We start from the raw sequence: 16,156 nt of genomic DNA on the forward strand, positions 1-16,156 counted from the left end.
CCCTCCCGCAAGTTTATTATTGATATGGTATGATTTTTCGTTGATCTTCTTAGGTCTGTTTTGATTATACCCCAATCGAGGGAAGCGCAAAAGCAAAGAGACGCCAAATTTTGGCGTCCCTATATCCGAAAATTCTAATCTTGCAACGGAATCATGATTCTTTGGCGGCGATCAAACGTAGCAACTTCTTTTACGCCTAATTGCTTGAGTTGCATACGTGCCTGATCCAAATTTTCCGAAAGCTTTTTAGGATCATGCGCATCCGAACCGAGCGTTAGCGGAATGCCGCGTGCAATGGCACGGCGAAGAATATCTTCAGCAGGGAACATTTCGGCGCAAGGTTTGGTTAATCCCGATGCGTTCAGTTCCATCGCGATGCCACTTTCTGCAACGCTTTGAAGGGCTTGATTTTCAAAAGATTCTTTTTCCGCAGTTTGTTCCGCTGTTGGCGCGTAGCCAAAACGTTTAATCACGTCGAAATGACCGAGAATATCGTAAAATCCGGTCGCGGCCGCTTTTCCGATCGCATCGTAATACGTTTCGTACACTTTCAAGGGATCGCGACCTTCCCAGCCCGCTGTTTGACGAAAATCGGTGATGTCCCATTCTCCGAGAAAATGTACAGAACCAATCACATAATCCCACGGATAACGTTCGACGATTTGCTGAATTTCAGCTTCATAACCTTCGATATAGTCGCCCTCTAAACCTAGTTTGATGTCGATTTCACCGCGATATTTTTCTTTAAGCATCAGCACTTCTTCGACATAACGCGGCAACTCGTCCATCGGCATTGCCATCTCAGGGTAATACGCCGCCGGATCGACATGCAGTAGTGGCATATGATCTGATAATCCCAGTTGGCTTAGACCTAGCTCTATCCCTCGGCGTACATACTGTTCCAGCGTTCCGACGGCATGACCGCAACGTTCGTGGTGGGTATGGTAATCGATCAGCATCGCTATTCTCCTCTGCTTGTTAGTCGCGGCGCGGACGCTCGTGACGACGAGCCAGCTCGTCCATAATTTCGTCGAGTGGAAGTTTGCGTTCTTGAAGCAGAACAAGCAAGTGATAGATCAGGTCGCTGACTTCAAGGCGAAGTTCCGCATTGTCACCGTTTTTCGCCGCGATGATCGACTCCGCTGCTTCTTCTCCGACTTTTTTCAAAATTTTATCGATGCCCTTTTCGAACAGATAGGTCGTATACGCACCTTCTAGACGTTCTAGATCGCGCGCAGCAATGATGCTTTCCAGTTCGCCGAGTACGTCGAAGCGTCCCGCCGAAGCTGTAGTACCTGAATCGGCTGCATCCGAGCTTTGCCCAACTTCAAGCGCCGCTTTGTTGAAAAAGCAGCTGACTTTGCCTGTATGGCAAGCAGGTCCCGCAGGTTCGACATTCACAAGCAAAGCATCCCCGTCGCAGTCATAACGCAGTTCAACGATTTTTTGCACATTGCCTGACGTCGCGCCTTTATGCCAAAATTCTTGACGGGAACGACTCCAAAACCAAGTTTCGCCCGACTGAACCGAACGGCGCAGCGATTCTTCGTTCATATAAGCTAATGTCAGTACTTCTTTGGTATTAACATCTTGGATAATTGCTGGAGCAAGCCCTTGAGCATCCCATTTAATATTGGCTACAAATTGTTCCGGTGTAACGATTACATCGCTTTCTCGATTCATCTAATTTCGACTCCTTTTTGCTTCAATTGATTCTTGAGATCTGGAATCGCGATTTCTTTGTAATGAAAAATAGTCGCCGCAAGACCTGCGTCCGCCGTTCCTTCGGTAAATACATCATAAAAATGTTCGCTTGTTCCCGCTCCGCCTGACGCGATAACCGGAATCGACACTTCTCGGCATACCGCACGAGTAAGCTTAAGATCAAAACCGTCTTTTGTCCCGTCGGCATCCATACTGGTCAGCAAAATTTCGCCTGCTCCCAGCAATTCGGCGCGTTTGACCCACTCCAGCGCCTTTATTCCTGTCGATTTGCGTCCGCCATGCGTGTAGACTTCCCACTCTTGCCAGTCTGGGTTGTATTTCGCGTCAACGGCAAGCACGATACATTGTGATCCGAAGCGCCGAGCGCCTTCTGCAATCAGTTCCGGGCGAAGAACCGCTGCGGTATTCACCGCTGTTTTATCCGCGCCTGCACGCAAAATTCTTTTCATATCGTCCACTTGCGAAATGCCGCCTCCGACCGTGAACGGAATCGTAATTTCTCCCGCGGTCTGACGCACCACTTCGACCATCGTTGCACGACCTTCGACCGACGCAGAAATATCAAGAAAGACCAATTCGTCTGCGCCTTCACGATCATAAACGGACGCAAGTTCTACCGGATCGCCGGCATCGCGCAAATTGACGAAGTTGACTCCTTTAACGACGCGCCCGTCTTTTACATCCAGACACGGAATAATTCGTTTCGCGAGCATGCCGTTCCTCCTTCTTTCTGTCTCTATCTATTTACCGCAGCCAAAGCTGATTTCAGATCAATATTACCTGTGTATAGCGCTTTACCGACAATCGCTCCGCCAATTCCATCGTTCACATGCGTAGCCAGAACTTCCAGATCGTTTTGTACGGTAACACCGCCTGATGCGATGACCGTTTTGCCGGAAGCTTTTGCCAAAGCGAGAATCGCTTCTACGTTAGGCCCTTGCATCATCCCGTCTCTGGAAATATCGGTGAAAATGAACGTTTCCGCTCCTTTTGCAGCCAATTCTTTGGCGAGATCTTCTGCGCGCACTTCCGAAGTTTCCAGCCAGCCGCGAGTTGCGACCAAGCCGTTACGTGCATCGATCCCGATCGCCGCTTTGTCGCCGTATTCAGCAAGTACTTTTTCCGTAAAAGCTCGGTCTTCGATTGCGGCGGTTCCCAAAATAACACGGCTTACACCTAACGAAAGCAGCAATTTCACATCTTCAAAGGTACGCAGCCCGCCGCCGATTTGTACAGGTACGTTCAGCGTAGACGCGATTTTGCCGATAATTTCGTGATTGATCGGACGTCCGGCTTTGGCTCCATCCAGATCGACCAGATGCACGTATTGTCCGCCCAGACTTTCCCACTGCTTCGCCGCATCGAGCGGGCTTTCGTTGAATACCGTTTCCTGCTCGTAATCGCCTTGTAGCAAACGCACGCATTTGCCGCCGCGAATATCGATAGCCGGATAGATCGTAAATGCCGTCATATCAATTCTCCTTTTTATCTAATCAAAGTAACTTCATTCACGCCTGCGCTTCGGACAACTTCAAAAAATTACGGAGCAAGCTCATTCCGAGTTCGCCGCTTTTTTCCGGATGGAATTGCATCCCGTACACGTTCCCTCGTCCGACAATCGCCGTTACAGGAAGCCCGTAATCCGCGGAAGCGATCAGATCGCCCGGTTGCTCAAGCTCGACGTGATACGAGTGAACGAAGTACACATGACCCGGCTCCAATCCGCTGAGCAGCGGCTCGTTTTCCGATGTGAACCGAAGTCGATTCCAGCCCATATGCGGAACTTTCAGTTCTCCGGCCTTGAAGCGCACCGCACGACCCGGTAACAGCCCCAGCCCTTCATGGTCGCCGTGCTCTGCGCTTCCGTCAAACAACAGCTGCATTCCCAGACAAATGCCGAGTAGCGGTTTATTTTCACTCGCCGCACGCTGCATCACTTGATCCAGCCCTGTCTCACGTAGATGAATCATAGCATCGCCGAAAGCACCTACGCCGGGCAGCAATATGCCGGAAGCTTGCATAATTTCGCGTTCGTCGCCGCTAATCACATAGTCGTAACCTAGACGCTCGACCGCTTTGCTGACGCTGTGCAGATTGCCCATTCCATAATCGACGATGGCGATGGTCATCTTAGAGCACTCCTTTCGTCGAAGGAATCCCGGTTACGCGCGGATCGATCGAAGTCGCTTCGTCAAGCGCACGTCCGAGTGCTTTGAAGATCGCTTCGATCATATGGTGCGTGTTTTGTCCGTAATGAACGATAACATGCAAGGTAATGCGCGATTCCAACGCGAATTTCCATAAAAATTCGTGTACCATTTCTGTCGAAAACGTACCGACCATATTCGACGGATATTGAGCGCGATATTCGAAGTGCGGACGCCCGCTGATATCGATCACGACTTGCGCCAATGCTTCGTCCATCGGAATGAACACATTCGCGTAGCGTTTAATGCCTCTTTTATCCCCTAACGATTCCAGCAGCGCGCTACCCAGACAAATCCCGATATCTTCAACCGTATGGTGATCGTCAATCTCGATATCGCCGTTCGCGTCCACGTTCAGATCAAATTGACCGTGCTTCGTAAACAAATCAAGCATATGATTCAAAAAAGGAACGCCCGTCGAAATCTCCGAGATCCCTGTACCGTCGATTCCGTAAGACAATTTAATATCCGTTTCGTTCGTTTTGCGAGCAATACTTGCGCTGCGTGTCTGTGATTCGTTGATTTCTGTCATAAAAAGTGCCTCCGTCCTGTTTTCGCTTTGCCGTGTCTTTTATTTAGTTGGAATCTGGCTGCTGAGCGCCTTCTTTTTTCACCCGGACTTCGATTGCACGTGCATGGCCTTCCAGCCCTTCGCGGCGCGCAAGTTCCATAATGGTCGAAGCATTTTGTAGCAGCGATTGCTTGCTATATTGGATCAGACTCGATTTTTTGATAAAGTCATCGACATCAACGGGAGACGCGAAGCGCGCTGTACCGTTGGTCGGAATAATATGGTTAGGTCCTGCGAAGTAATCGCCAACCGGCTCCGAGCTATAAGGCCCGAGGAAGATCGCTCCGGCATTTTCGATCAAACCGAGGTATTCGGTAGGGCTTTGCACCATGACTTCCAAATGTTCGGGAGCCAGACGGTTCACAACTTCGATCCCCGCTTCGATACTGTCCGTCACGATGATCGCGCCGTAGTTTTCGATCGATGCGCGCGCGATTTGTTGACGCGGCAGTTCCGATAGCTGGCGTTCCACTTCGGCCGCTACATACTCGGCGAGCTTTTCTGACGTGCAGACCAGAATCGCCGAAGCCAATTCGTCATGCTCTGCTTGCGACAGCAAGTCCGCAGCGATATATTCAGGGTCTGCCGTCTCGTCGGCTAAGACGACGATCTCGCTAGGTCCGGCAAGGCTGTCGATATCGACCAGCCCGTACACTTCGCGCTTCGCGAGCGCGACGTAAATATTGCCGGGACCGCAGATCTTATCGACGGAAGCTATGCTTTCCGTCCCGTAAGCAAGCGCCGCGATTGCCTGCGCGCCGCCGACCCGGTAAATTTCGGTTACGCCGGCTTCAGCGGCGGCAACCAGAATATACGGGTCGATTCCTTCTTTGCCGCCAGTAGCAGGCGGCGTCACCATCACGATCTCCGGCACTCCCGCAACTTGAGCGGGAATGACGTTCATGAGTACGGAAGACGGATAAGCCGCTTTTCCGCCCGGTACATAGACGCCGACCCGGCGAAGCGGTCGGATAATTTGCCCGAGCATGCCGCCGTCGGGCTGAAGTTCCATCCACGAATTGCGCTTTTGCCGCTCGTGGAACGTACGGATATTGACTGCTGCGGCGCGAATCGCCAGTACGAACGATTCTTCGACGCGGCTATAAGCCGCTTGCAGTTCGTCTTCGGTCACTCGAAGCTGTGACGCTTCCAGCGTAGTGCGATCTAGCGTTGCGGTATAACGCAACAATGCCGCATCGCCTTCGGCTTTAATATCGCCGACGATTTTTTTGACCGTCGTTACTTGTTCGTCCGAACCGTACTCGACATCCCGGCGCAGATCGAACTCCGCCGCAGGTACAATCTTCATAGTCGTTCCTCCGTCTATTATTCATCAGGCGGCAGTAGATTGCCGCTTGATCATTGATTTTAAAATTAAGATTTCACTACGCTCGGCATTACTTTTTCCAATTGATCGCATAACTTTTGGATCGCGTCATTTTTCATCCGGTAACTCACTCGATTGGCGATCAGACGGCTTGTAATCCCGAAAATACTCTCCAATTCGACCAGCCCGTTATCTTTGAGCGTTTGCCCGGTTTCGACCATATCGACGATTCGGTCCGCAAGACCGATCAACGGCGCAAGTTCAATCGAACCATTCAGCTTAATAACTTCGACTTGTTCGCCTTGTTCGCGGAAATAACGCGTTGCCACATTCGGATATTTCGTCGCGACACGAAGATGAATCCCTGGCTGACGATCAGGCAGCGCGATAACCGACATCCGGCACCGAGCAATGCCCAGATCCAATAGTTCGTACACATCTCGGTTTTCTTCGAGCAACACGTCTTTACCGACGATGCCAATATCGGCTACGCCGTATTCCACATAAGTCGGCACATCCACAGGCTTCGCCATAATAAATTCCATATTCGCTTCCGGAATCGGAATCACCAGTCGACGCGAATCATCGACATCGGTCGGAATCACAATACCTGCGCTGCGGAACAACTCTGCCGCTTTTTTATAAATTCTGCCTTTCGGCATCGCGACTTTCAGCACTTCGCTCAAGCGGTTCTCCTCCTTTTAAAACTCGTTCATGTTCTTATTTATCCTATAATGACTCAAACTCCATTAACGGCAGCTTTGAGCTTTGATTTATCGAATTTCGTTTCCTTCTTCCGTGAACAGAAGCACCTGACTATATCGATGACTTTCGGCAGGCTGATGGGGATTGTTGTCTGCTGCCAATATCGTAACGGCGGCTCCGCCTTCTGAGCGGATTCGAGCCGCTTCATTCAATGCTTGAGCACGCTGCTTCAAGTCATATACGATCAACACCGGGCGTTCTTCTTCATCGGCAGGATCGCCTACGCCGTCCAAAATCCGTGTTGTTTTAAGCGCAAACCCCGTAGACGGAACATCGCGTCCGAACTGCTTCAACAGGTTATCGTAGCGTCCTCCGCTGCATACCGGGAATCCCAATTCAGCGGCATAGCCTTCGAATACCATTCCGGTATAATACGAGAAATCGCCGATCATCGTCAGATCGATCATGACATGCTGCGACACGCCGTAGTCTTGCAAAGCTTCCCAGACGCTACGCAGATGCTCTAGCGACTCTTGCGCAAGTCGGTGGCGGCTTAATCCCGCCGCCTGATCACATACGCTCACATCGCCGCGCAATCTGAGCAATCCTTCCAGCTCTTGTTGCTGCTTCGCCCCAAGACCGAGCGACTCCGCCGCTTCACGGAATCCTACATAATCCCGCTTGAGCAGACGTTCTTTGAGCGCTTGTTGATCTTCTGCGCGATCCGGCAGCGACTCATCGAATAGCCCGTTCAAAAACCCGACATGACCCATTGCGAACTTGAAGCTCTGTACACCTGCTGCTTCCATAGAAGCAATCGCAAGCGCAATCACTTCTGCATCCGCTTCGGGAGAACGGTCGCCGACCAGTTCCACGCCGGTTTGGAAAAACTCCGCTTCGCGTCCTGCTTCTTCTTCGATCGCGCGAAACACGTTCGCGTGATACGACAGTCGCAGCGGCAACGATTCTTCGCGCAGCAGCGAAGATGCGACGCGCGCGATCGGCGCTGTCATTTCGGAGCGCAATACCAACGTCTGCCCACGGTTGTTGAGCAACTTATACAATTTGCGATCCGGCGTCGAGCTTGCCAGTCCAACCGTATCATAATATTCCATCGTCGGCGTTTTGATCGGATCATAGCCCCAACGCGACATACAATCAAGTACACTTCGCTCGATACGGCGCAATCTGCGGGTAGCGCGAGGCAGATAATCGCGAACGCCGATCGGTTTTTCAAACCCTTGCGGTTTGGACATTAGATTCACCTCTATAAATTGTTCATGACGTATTTTCGTTAATTTCATCTATATGATATTCACCATATCCGAAAGACGCATATCCGGCAAATATTCATTTTAAATACTTTAATATGGTACAGTGATAACATGGTAGTAAAATAAAGCGTAGAGTTATATTATCATTTTGTCGCCTTTGTCGTCAATCTGCGTCCATTTATCTGAACAAAAAGCTCTTCCCACCGAGGCAGAAAGAGCTTTTTTGAGTAAAGATTATGAGTTTCTTACTCCTATATACTGCGATCGCTTGAAGTTGCAGGTGCAGGCGGTGCTTTTTTCTTTTTCCGCAAAGAACCCGGGACATTCCCAAGTAAGATCCAAGCTCCAGGAATCCAGCGCAAAATCAACTGCGTGACGATCCACGAGATCGCCAGAGCTGCAATCAACCCGCCGTATACCCATACGAAATACGTTACCGATCCCATCGCAAAATGGCTAAAGAACCAATCTTTCGTATCTCGGTAATAACCGAGGACCAGCGGATGCACAAGATAAATCGCAAACGACAATTCGCCTAGTCGAGTCAGGATTTTGATCAACCATTGCGGTGCTTTGCGGTATAAAGCGAAGGATACACGCATCAGCACTAAAGCGGTTAACATCGTATGCACATTCCACAATAGTTCGTACCACAGTGAATTGGCAGTGAAATGTTTCAATCGAATCCCTTGATAGAACCAGACATGCACAATGACCACAGCTGCCCAAGCAATCCATAATGCCCAATTCCAGAACCAGACTTTCGTCGGCAACTTTTTGGAATCGTTCATCAGCCAACCCCGGATCTGATCGAAATGGATCGCGAGAAAGGCACCAATCATATAGTAGGACAAGTATGTAATGGCGAGACTTCCTTTAGTTGCATAGTGAAGATCATATTTATTCCAAAATACGAAGCCCCACTGCAAGATCAATCCAATCGGAATCGCGAAACGCACGACCCATTTAGACGATTTTAACAACAGCAGGATGAGCGGAAACAAAATATAAAATTGCACACTAATATACACAAAATACAGATGCGTATATCCCGTACCTTCTTTTAAATTCGTCCAATACCGCGCCAGCATTTCGCTATACGTTTCTGCACCTGTACCGAGCGTCCCTGCTACATGCATTTTATAAATAAAATAAATAGCGGAGATCAGGATGTAAGGCAGCAAAATGTACAACATCCGCTTTTTATAAAAGCCACCGATCAATTTACCATTTAGCGGGCGATTATAATAATTGTAAAACAGGACAAAGCTGCTCAGCATAATAAAAGAAGGTGTCCCGTAGCGGAAAAACACATTAATAAAGTTGATCAGATAAAAAGCTTTCAAATTCACCGATTCCACGGTTGCAAAAGAGGTCGCGTGAACATGCAGCACGCCCAAAATCGCTAAAGCCCGAAACGTATCGAGTTGCGGCAGTCTTTCTTTTTTTATTGAAACAGAACTCAAAGTCATAAACTCCTTTCCCTATCGACTTCCAATTACGAAGCGAAAACGGGACGACATCGCTGTCTCCCGTATACCATTTACCCAATTTTATTTTCGCGTACCCGTCTAAACAAGTTCGATCCAACATTATGGCGTTTTTCGTTCGATCACCCGAAGTGGATTGCCTCCGACAAAAGTTCCCGGCTCTACATCACGATAAACGACTGAACCTGCCGCTACGACAGCTCCATCCCCGATCGTAACCCCGGGCAAAATCGTAGTGTTCGCGCCAATCATGACTTCGTCCCCGATCACGACATTCCCGAGGCGATATTCCCGAATCAAATACTCGTGCGCCAAGATCGTCGTGTTATAGCCAATGACAGTGTTGCGTCCGATCGAAATCTTTTCCGGAAAAAACACATCGACCATAACCATCAGTCCAAAAGCCGTATCCGGCCCGACTTTCATGCGCAGCATATGACGGTAAATCCAATTTTTCATTTCCAAAATCGGACAGTACCGCGCAATCTGGATAAAAACGAAGTTTTTGACGCCTTTCCATGGGCTTACCGTTCTATAGATCTGACGCAAAGCGTTCGGGCCGTCTTCCACGAAATGGCGCTCCGTTTTTCTCATAATCGATCTACGCTCCTGTTCCGGTCAAAGCATACAAGTCACGCATATCGCGGATAATATGATCCGGATTGTATCCCGATAGCACCGCTTCGCCTTTGAGCGACCAAGCGACCGCCGCTGCATAGACGCCCGCATTTTGCGCAGACTGAATATCTGCTGGGCTATCGCCTACCATGAGCGCTGTTTTGGGATCAACGCCCATTTTTTCTAATGCCATCTGTACAGGCTCGGCATGAGGTTTGGGATGAGTCACATCCGTTACCGTTACGATCGCCTCCATATACGAAGTTAGATCGAACATATCGAGCACTTTCATCGTCGTCGGACGGATTTTGGTCGTCACGACGCCGAGGCGGATTCCTGAAGCATGCAGCGTTTGAATGACTTCTTGAACATGCGGAAAAGGTTTCACCATCGAATCGTGATGCGCCAAATTATATTGCCGATAGGCTTGCTCCAGTTCGCGTACATCTTCAAGCCCGGAAAACACTTGCAGCTGATTTTGCAACGTCGTACCCATATGCGGAATAATCGTTTCACGCGTTAACGGAATATCCGACATCGCGTTCATGAACGAGTCAATAATCAATTGATTCGTATCGATAATCGTTCCATCCAAATCAAACAATACGGTAGAGATCTTCGGAGGAGTAGTCATAATCCGCTCACTCCTTCCGGGAAAGTTCATCGTCTGTAGAGCTTTTGCCAATACGTTCCGATGAGGATTTTGGATCTGCACCTTCTACACGATGATTTTCATCTACCGCTGGTAGAGCTGTCGACAACTTCGAAGACACGATCGGATCAGAGTAACGAATATTCGCTTGCCCGTTTTTGCGACGAATGATAATCAATGCGATCGCAATAACGAAGAGCAAGATTGCCACCAACTGCGAAATGCGGACATTTCCGTAAGCCGCATCCAAATACCCTTGTTCGAATCCAAACCAAGTCATTGGCGTCCACATGCCATTGATCAGCGAAGCCAACCAATTCGGTCCTTGGAAAGCCAAGCTATCGGTGCGCAAAGCTTCGATAAAGAAGCGACCGATCGCATACCACATAAAGTATCCGATAAAGATTTCGCCGGCACGTACAAAAGAACGTCGACGAATAACAAAGATCAATATAATACCCAGCACATTCCAAAGCGATTCATACAAAAACGTCGGATGGTGATAGACCCCTTCCACGTTCATCTGATTCACGATAAAGTTAGGTAAATGTAGCGTATTGCGCAGGAAAGTTTCACTCACTTCGCCGCCATAAGCTTCTTGATTGACGAAATTCCCCCAACGTCCGATCAATTGACCGGCAAGCAAGCCCGGCGCACACAGATCGGCAATCCGCCAAAAACTATAACCCTTGATCCGCGTATAGATGACTGCACAAATTACGGCACCAATAAGCGCTCCATAGATCGCGATGCCGCCTTCCCATATCGCAAAAATCTTAATCGGGTTATTTTTGTACTGATCCCATTGAAAAGCTACATAATAAATCCGCGCACAAATAATAGCCGACGGTACGCCGAACAGCAAAATGTCCATAAACAATTCCTGCGGCAGACCGAATCTTTTTCCTTCGCGCATCGCAATCAACATTCCGACTACAGCTCCGAGTCCAAGAATCAGCCCGTACCAATGGACGGCTAACGGACCGATACTGAACGCGATCGGATTGATCGCAAGTAATGCCCCCATGCCTTAACCTCCCAATCCCTCATTCTTCAAAAAGTTTTAATCCAAATCATCCATATCGTCTGCAATCGTAGCCGTCAACTTATGAGTGAATTGTTGCGCTGCATTGTATCCCATACGCTTCAATCGGAAATTCATCGCTGCGACTTCAATAATAACCGCAAGGTTTCGTCCAGGACGAACCGGAATTGTCACAAGCGGCACATCCGTATCGATGATACGCGTCGTTTCTTCATCCAATCCCAAACGGTCATACTGCTTGTCCGGCTGCCAATTTTCCAGACGAACGACCAACGTAATCCGTTTGTGGTTGCGGATCGCTCCGGCGCCGAATAAGGTCATGACATTAATGATGCCAACCCCGCGAATCTCCAGCAGATGACGAATAAGCTCAGGAGCCGTACCATCCAGTTGATTGTCCGCGCTTTGACGAATTTCTACAGCGTCATCGGCAATCAGACGATGCCCGCGTTTAACAAGCTCCAATGCGGTTTCACTTTTACCGATACCGCTGCTACCCGTAATGATAATACCGACTCCATAGATATCGACCAATACACCATGAATCGTAGTCGTTGGTGCAAGCTTGCGTTCCAAAAAGCCAGTGACTCGGCTAGCAAGACTCGTCGTAGACATCCCACTACGTAAAACGGGAATCCCACGTTCGTTACTGATTTGAATCAATTCTTCCGGTACATCAAAAGAGCGGGTCACGATAATACAAGGCGTCGTCTCTTCATTGCAGAGTCGGCTCATTCGATCCAGCTTGTCTTCCTTAGAGAGCATATGATAAAAAGTCAGCTCAGTTTTACCTAGCAGCTGAACTCTCTCCGGCGTGTGGTATTCAAAATATCCAGCCATTTCAAGCCCAGGTCGGTTCAGATCGTCGACCGCGATCGGACGGCGTAATCCCTGTTCGCCCGATACGACTTCGAATTGAAATTGTTGGACAAGCTCGGCTACTTTTACCTGTTTAGCCATTGCGTATTCTTCCCTTCTTCTGTCTCTTGGTCTTGCTATCTTACCCATCGTAAAGGAAATACGCATTGAAAGCAATGCTATACCCAAACGTATCTCTTCCTATTGTACATACGAAAAAACCGCCCCGAAGGGCGGTTCCTTATTTTCATTTCAATAGCAAACGGAATTATTTCGCGTCGTAGAAGACGTTGATTTCCGATTCTCTATCGAAGATGTGGACTTTATTCATGTCGATCGCAAGACGAACCTGCGAACCTTCGCGAACGCTCGAACGACCGTCTACACGTGCAATCGTAGTGTCGCCGCCCAAACCGCTCAGGTAAAGCAACATTTCGTGACCAAGGTTCTCGGTAACGTCAACGTTAGCTGTGAAGATTGTATTCGGGGAAGCTTCCAAGAATACAGGCTCTTCGTGTACGTCTTCTGGACGCAGACCCAAGATCACTTCTTTGCCTACCAGCGATTTATCGCGCAAGATTTGCGCTTTGCCGCGTGGGATTTCAACATCCAAGTTTTGCGCTTGGAAATGCAGAGCATCACCTTGATCAACCAGTTTGCCGTTGATGAAGTTCATCGTAGGCGAGCCGATAAAGCCTGCAACGAAGATGTTCGTTGGGTTGTTGTACAGCTCTTCTGGCGGAGCAGCTTGTTGAATAATACCGTCTTTCATAACGACGATACGATCGCCCATTGTCATAGCTTCGATCTGGTCGTGCGTTACGTAGATACAAGTTGTTTCAAGACGTTTAACCAGTTTTGTGATTTCCGCACGCATCTGACCACGCAGTTTAGCGTCCAAGTTGGAAAGAGGCTCATCCATCAAGAAAACTTGTGGATCACGGACAATCGCACGTCCCAAAGCGACACGTTGACGTTGACCACCGGAAAGTGCTTTTGGTTTACGCTCAAGCAAATGTTCGATATCGAGGATTTTCGCAGCTTCGCGAACGCGTTTCTCGATTTCGTCTTTTTTCACTTTACGCAATTTCAGACCAAACGCCATGTTCGAGTATACGTCCATGTGCGGGTACAACGCGTAAGATTGGAATACCATCGCGATATCGCGGTCTTTTGGAGCTACGTCGTTTACGACGCGATCGCCGATGTACAATTTACCTTCGGAGATTTCTTCCAGACCTGCGATCATACGCAGTGTCGTCGATTTACCACAGCCGGAAGGACCGACCAGTACCAAAAATTCTTTATCTTTAATATCGAGGTTAACGTCGATTACCGTTGCTTTGTCAGTACCTGCATATTTCTTGTAGATATGTTCTAAGCGTACACCAGCCATTGAATGTTGCCTCCCTGTATTGAGGATATGTGTATGAAACAAACTGCTTTCTTTTAACTGTTTCTATATTAACCTGAATACGCTTTCTTTGGCTATCCGCAAACTGCACAAAAATACATCTAGTCTTTTGTGACTTTATCTAATAGCAAAGACAGTTTCATTAAGATGGCATCTCCAAAATTTCGTACATCAAGTCCCGTTTCTTGTTTGACTTTATCCAATCGATAAATCAACGTGTTCCGGTGAATATACAATCGCTTCGCCGTTTCGCTAACATTCGAATTCATTTGAAAAAAAGTTTCCAATGTCGTCAATACCTCGTTATCTGCAAGTATGACATCCAATCCTTCAATCTCTTCGACAAAGCGTTCCCGCTGAAGACTTGGAATACTATAGACTAACCGCTCCAAACCCAGTCCCCACGGAAGATGCACATGCTGCGTCACATGAAACGTTTTCCCCAAAAACACGCTTTCCCGAAGTAATCTCAATGTCCGAACCAGTCCGTACGCCGGTTGCAAAGGTTCTGATACAGATAAATTGAAAATCCCTGTCCATTCGCTGGCAATCAGTTCATACAGCCCAAGTCCGAATGCTTCAAGTAGCTCCTGATCACTTTCTTCTTCTCTTTCTTCCGACACTTCAAGTACGTCAAGGCGATCTATTAATAGTAGCCATTCTCGAGCATGAAGTGGGACAACCAGTACCTCACGTTCCAAAAAGGTCGAAAGCAATTGGTGAAGTTCTTCATATCCACCCAAAGAATTTTGAGCCCCTTCACACATCAGCAAAAAAGGAATTTTTTCTGTAAAAAGACGACTTTTCAGTAGCAAGGTATCTGGCAATTCTTGCGGAGAATCGTCTTGTTCTAATTTATCGGACAACCAGCGACCTAGCTGCTGAACATCGTTTTCTTCTTCTTGAGATTCTTTATATGTAGAAAAAGATACCGATTCGACTAACAAAGCAATCAGTTGTTGAACTGAATCTTCTAATTGAGGTGCTTCTACTCGAAACGCCCAACGTTTACTCTCATCAACAAATTCTGAATGAGGAATAGCAAACCAAGTGGAGTCTTTGTCTGTCCAACTTAAAGATGAAAAGTCATCGCCTTGAGATTTTGGCTTCCATTCTGCAACTTCAACTTCCAAGAGCTCAACCGGATGACCCACAATTTCTTGTAGTCGATTCCGAATTTGTTGCACGTTCATAAGGAAAGAGCCCCCCAACACCGTTTTCTTTTTATCTTAACATACTCTAGAATATGCAAAAAAGCCGTATCCCGTTGAACGGAATACGACTTTTAGATGAGCCATGAAGGACTCGAACCTTCGACACCCTGATTAAAAGTCAGGTGCTCTACCAACTGAGCTAATGGCTCGTAAAAACTGGTGGAGGCTGATGGATTCGAACCACCGAACTCGGAGAGAACAGATTTACAGTCTGCTGCGTTTGGCCACTTCGCTAAGCCTCCACAATATAAAGATGGCTCGGGACGGAATCGAACCGCCGACACAAGGATTTTCAGTCCTTTGCTCTACCAACTGAGCTACCGAGCCATACTCCATGAAACTTAATTATTAAATTTAAATGGCGGAACCGACGGGATTTGAACCCGCGATCTCCTGCGTGACAGGCAGGCATGTTAACCCCTACACCACGGTTCCAGGCCATTAAAAATGGTGCCGGCGAGAGGACTTGAACCCCCAACCTACTGATTACAAGTCAGTTGCTCTACCAATTGAGCTACACCGGCATATGAATGGTGGAGGCTGAGGGGATCGAACCCCCGACCCTCTGCTTGTAAGGCAGATGCTCTCCCAGCTGAGCTAAGCCTCCATGGGAAGTGAATCTAAAAGTAGCGGCGGAGGGGATCGAACCCCCGACCTCACGGGTATGAACCGTACGCTCTAGCCAGCTGAGCTACACCGCCATATTAATTTGCCAATTCCCATTCTTATTCAAGAAAGGAATGGCGGAGAGAGAGGGATTCGAACCCTCGCACCGCTAACGCAGTCTAACCCCTTAGCAGAGGGTCCCCTTATAGCCACTTGGGTATCTCTCCAAACTGGTTTTTTCCGTGCGATTATTCTTCATCGAATAGAACCCAGGAAAATAACCTACACTAGAACAGACATGCATGTTGCAGTCGATACAAGGTTTGCACCTTGAAAACTGGATCCGAAACGATCTCTTCGCGTCTTTCGAAGCGGTTTTCCGTAGAAAACCAAAAGGATAAGCCCTCGACCGATTAGTACTTGTCAGCTGCACACATTGCTGCGCTTCCA

Annotated in this window: 16 protein-coding genes and 8 tRNA genes; all 24 read right to left on the bottom strand. The window is 48.3% G+C overall.

The window, feature by feature from the left end:
* Positions 1 to 134 precede the first annotated feature (134 nt).
* The 24 genes from hisJ to NOM90_RS12870 all read right to left on the bottom strand — a co-directional run bounded on the left by hisJ (position 135) and on the right by NOM90_RS12870 (position 15,933).
* Positions 135 to 959: a histidinol-phosphatase HisJ gene (gene hisJ, locus NOM90_RS12755; protein WP_255942407.1), complete on the bottom strand. Its 825-nt coding sequence runs from the start codon at positions 957 to 959 to the stop codon at positions 135 to 137.
* A 19-nt stretch (positions 960 to 978) separates the two neighbouring features.
* Positions 979 to 1,683 carry a bifunctional phosphoribosyl-AMP cyclohydrolase/phosphoribosyl-ATP diphosphatase HisIE gene (hisIE, locus tag NOM90_RS12760; RefSeq protein ID WP_255942408.1) on the bottom strand — a complete coding sequence of 235 codons (705 nt, stop codon included), beginning with the start codon at positions 1,681 to 1,683 and terminating at the stop codon, positions 979 to 981.
* Positions 1,680 to 2,438: an imidazole glycerol phosphate synthase subunit HisF gene (gene hisF, locus NOM90_RS12765; protein ID WP_255942409.1), complete on the bottom strand. Its 759-nt coding sequence runs from the start codon at positions 2,436 to 2,438 to the stop codon at positions 1,680 to 1,682. Before hisF ends, hisIE begins: the two co-directional genes overlap by 4 nt.
* Positions 2,439 to 2,461: 23 nt before the next feature.
* Entirely contained in the window at positions 2,462 to 3,196 is a 735-nt protein-coding gene (hisA, locus tag NOM90_RS12770) for a 1-(5-phosphoribosyl)-5-[(5-phosphoribosylamino)methylideneamino]imidazole-4-carboxamide isomerase (protein WP_255942410.1), read from the bottom strand.
* Between the two features lie 37 nt (positions 3,197 to 3,233).
* Positions 3,234 to 3,854 carry an imidazole glycerol phosphate synthase subunit HisH gene (gene hisH, locus NOM90_RS12775; protein WP_255942411.1) on the bottom strand — a complete coding sequence of 207 codons (621 nt, stop codon included), beginning with the start codon at positions 3,852 to 3,854 and terminating at the stop codon, positions 3,234 to 3,236.
* 1 nt (position 3,855) lies between these two features.
* Positions 3,856 to 4,464, bottom strand: coding sequence for an imidazoleglycerol-phosphate dehydratase HisB (gene hisB / locus NOM90_RS12780; RefSeq protein ID WP_255942412.1), 609 nt, complete (start codon positions 4,462 to 4,464; stop codon positions 3,856 to 3,858).
* A gap of 43 nt (positions 4,465 to 4,507) precedes the next feature.
* Positions 4,508 to 5,812: a histidinol dehydrogenase gene (gene hisD / locus NOM90_RS12785; protein ID WP_255942413.1), complete on the bottom strand. Its 1,305-nt coding sequence runs from the start codon at positions 5,810 to 5,812 to the stop codon at positions 4,508 to 4,510.
* Positions 5,813 to 5,877: 65 nt separating this feature from the next.
* Positions 5,878 to 6,516, bottom strand: coding sequence for an ATP phosphoribosyltransferase (gene hisG, locus NOM90_RS12790; protein WP_255942414.1), 639 nt, complete (start codon positions 6,514 to 6,516; stop codon positions 5,878 to 5,880).
* A gap of 87 nt (positions 6,517 to 6,603) precedes the next feature.
* Positions 6,604 to 7,791, bottom strand: a complete 1,188-nt coding sequence (locus NOM90_RS12795) for an ATP phosphoribosyltransferase regulatory subunit (protein ID WP_255942415.1) — start codon at positions 7,789 to 7,791, stop codon at positions 6,604 to 6,606.
* Between the two features lie 269 nt (positions 7,792 to 8,060).
* Positions 8,061 to 9,275 carry an acyltransferase gene (locus NOM90_RS12800; RefSeq protein ID WP_255942416.1) on the bottom strand — a complete coding sequence of 405 codons (1,215 nt, stop codon included), beginning with the start codon at positions 9,273 to 9,275 and terminating at the stop codon, positions 8,061 to 8,063.
* Positions 9,276 to 9,401: 126 nt separating this feature from the next.
* On the bottom strand, positions 9,402 to 9,893 hold the full coding sequence (locus tag NOM90_RS12805) for an acyltransferase (protein WP_255942417.1): 492 nt from the start codon (positions 9,891 to 9,893) through the stop codon (positions 9,402 to 9,404).
* A 7-nt stretch (positions 9,894 to 9,900) separates the two neighbouring features.
* Positions 9,901 to 10,551: a pyrophosphatase PpaX gene (gene ppaX / locus NOM90_RS12810; protein WP_255942419.1), complete on the bottom strand. Its 651-nt coding sequence runs from the start codon at positions 10,549 to 10,551 to the stop codon at positions 9,901 to 9,903.
* Between the two features lie 7 nt (positions 10,552 to 10,558).
* On the bottom strand, positions 10,559 to 11,596 hold the full coding sequence (lgt, locus tag NOM90_RS12815; RefSeq protein WP_255942420.1) for a prolipoprotein diacylglyceryl transferase: 1,038 nt from the start codon (positions 11,594 to 11,596) through the stop codon (positions 10,559 to 10,561).
* 36 nt (positions 11,597 to 11,632) lie between these two features.
* A complete protein-coding gene (gene hprK / locus NOM90_RS12820) occupies positions 11,633 to 12,574 on the bottom strand; it encodes an HPr(Ser) kinase/phosphatase (RefSeq protein ID WP_255942421.1) in 942 nt (313 codons plus the stop codon).
* Positions 12,575 to 12,740: 166 nt separating this feature from the next.
* Positions 12,741 to 13,868: an ABC transporter ATP-binding protein gene (locus NOM90_RS12825; RefSeq protein ID WP_255942422.1), complete on the bottom strand. Its 1,128-nt coding sequence runs from the start codon at positions 13,866 to 13,868 to the stop codon at positions 12,741 to 12,743.
* 119 nt (positions 13,869 to 13,987) lie between these two features.
* On the bottom strand, positions 13,988 to 15,079 hold the full coding sequence (locus NOM90_RS12830; protein ID WP_255942423.1) for a PucR family transcriptional regulator: 1,092 nt from the start codon (positions 15,077 to 15,079) through the stop codon (positions 13,988 to 13,990).
* Positions 15,080 to 15,176: 97 nt separating this feature from the next.
* Positions 15,177 to 15,249, bottom strand: a tRNA-Lys gene (locus NOM90_RS12835).
* Positions 15,250 to 15,257: 8 nt separating this feature from the next.
* Positions 15,258 to 15,342, bottom strand: a tRNA-Tyr gene (locus tag NOM90_RS12840).
* A 12-nt stretch (positions 15,343 to 15,354) separates the two neighbouring features.
* Positions 15,355 to 15,427, bottom strand: a tRNA-Phe gene (locus tag NOM90_RS12845).
* Between the two features lie 32 nt (positions 15,428 to 15,459).
* Positions 15,460 to 15,535, bottom strand: a tRNA-Asp gene (locus NOM90_RS12850).
* A 13-nt stretch (positions 15,536 to 15,548) separates the two neighbouring features.
* A tRNA-Thr gene (locus tag NOM90_RS12855) sits at positions 15,549 to 15,624 on the bottom strand.
* 7 nt (positions 15,625 to 15,631) lie between these two features.
* Positions 15,632 to 15,707, bottom strand: a tRNA-Val gene (locus tag NOM90_RS12860).
* A gap of 20 nt (positions 15,708 to 15,727) precedes the next feature.
* A tRNA-Met gene (locus NOM90_RS12865) sits at positions 15,728 to 15,801 on the bottom strand.
* Positions 15,802 to 15,841: 40 nt separating this feature from the next.
* Positions 15,842 to 15,933, bottom strand: a tRNA-Ser gene (locus NOM90_RS12870).
* Between the last annotated feature and the right edge of the window lie 223 nt (positions 15,934 to 16,156).

Source organism: Saccharibacillus sp. JS10, from assembly GCF_024436065.1.
GTDB lineage: Bacteria > Bacillota > Bacilli > Paenibacillales > Paenibacillaceae > Saccharibacillus.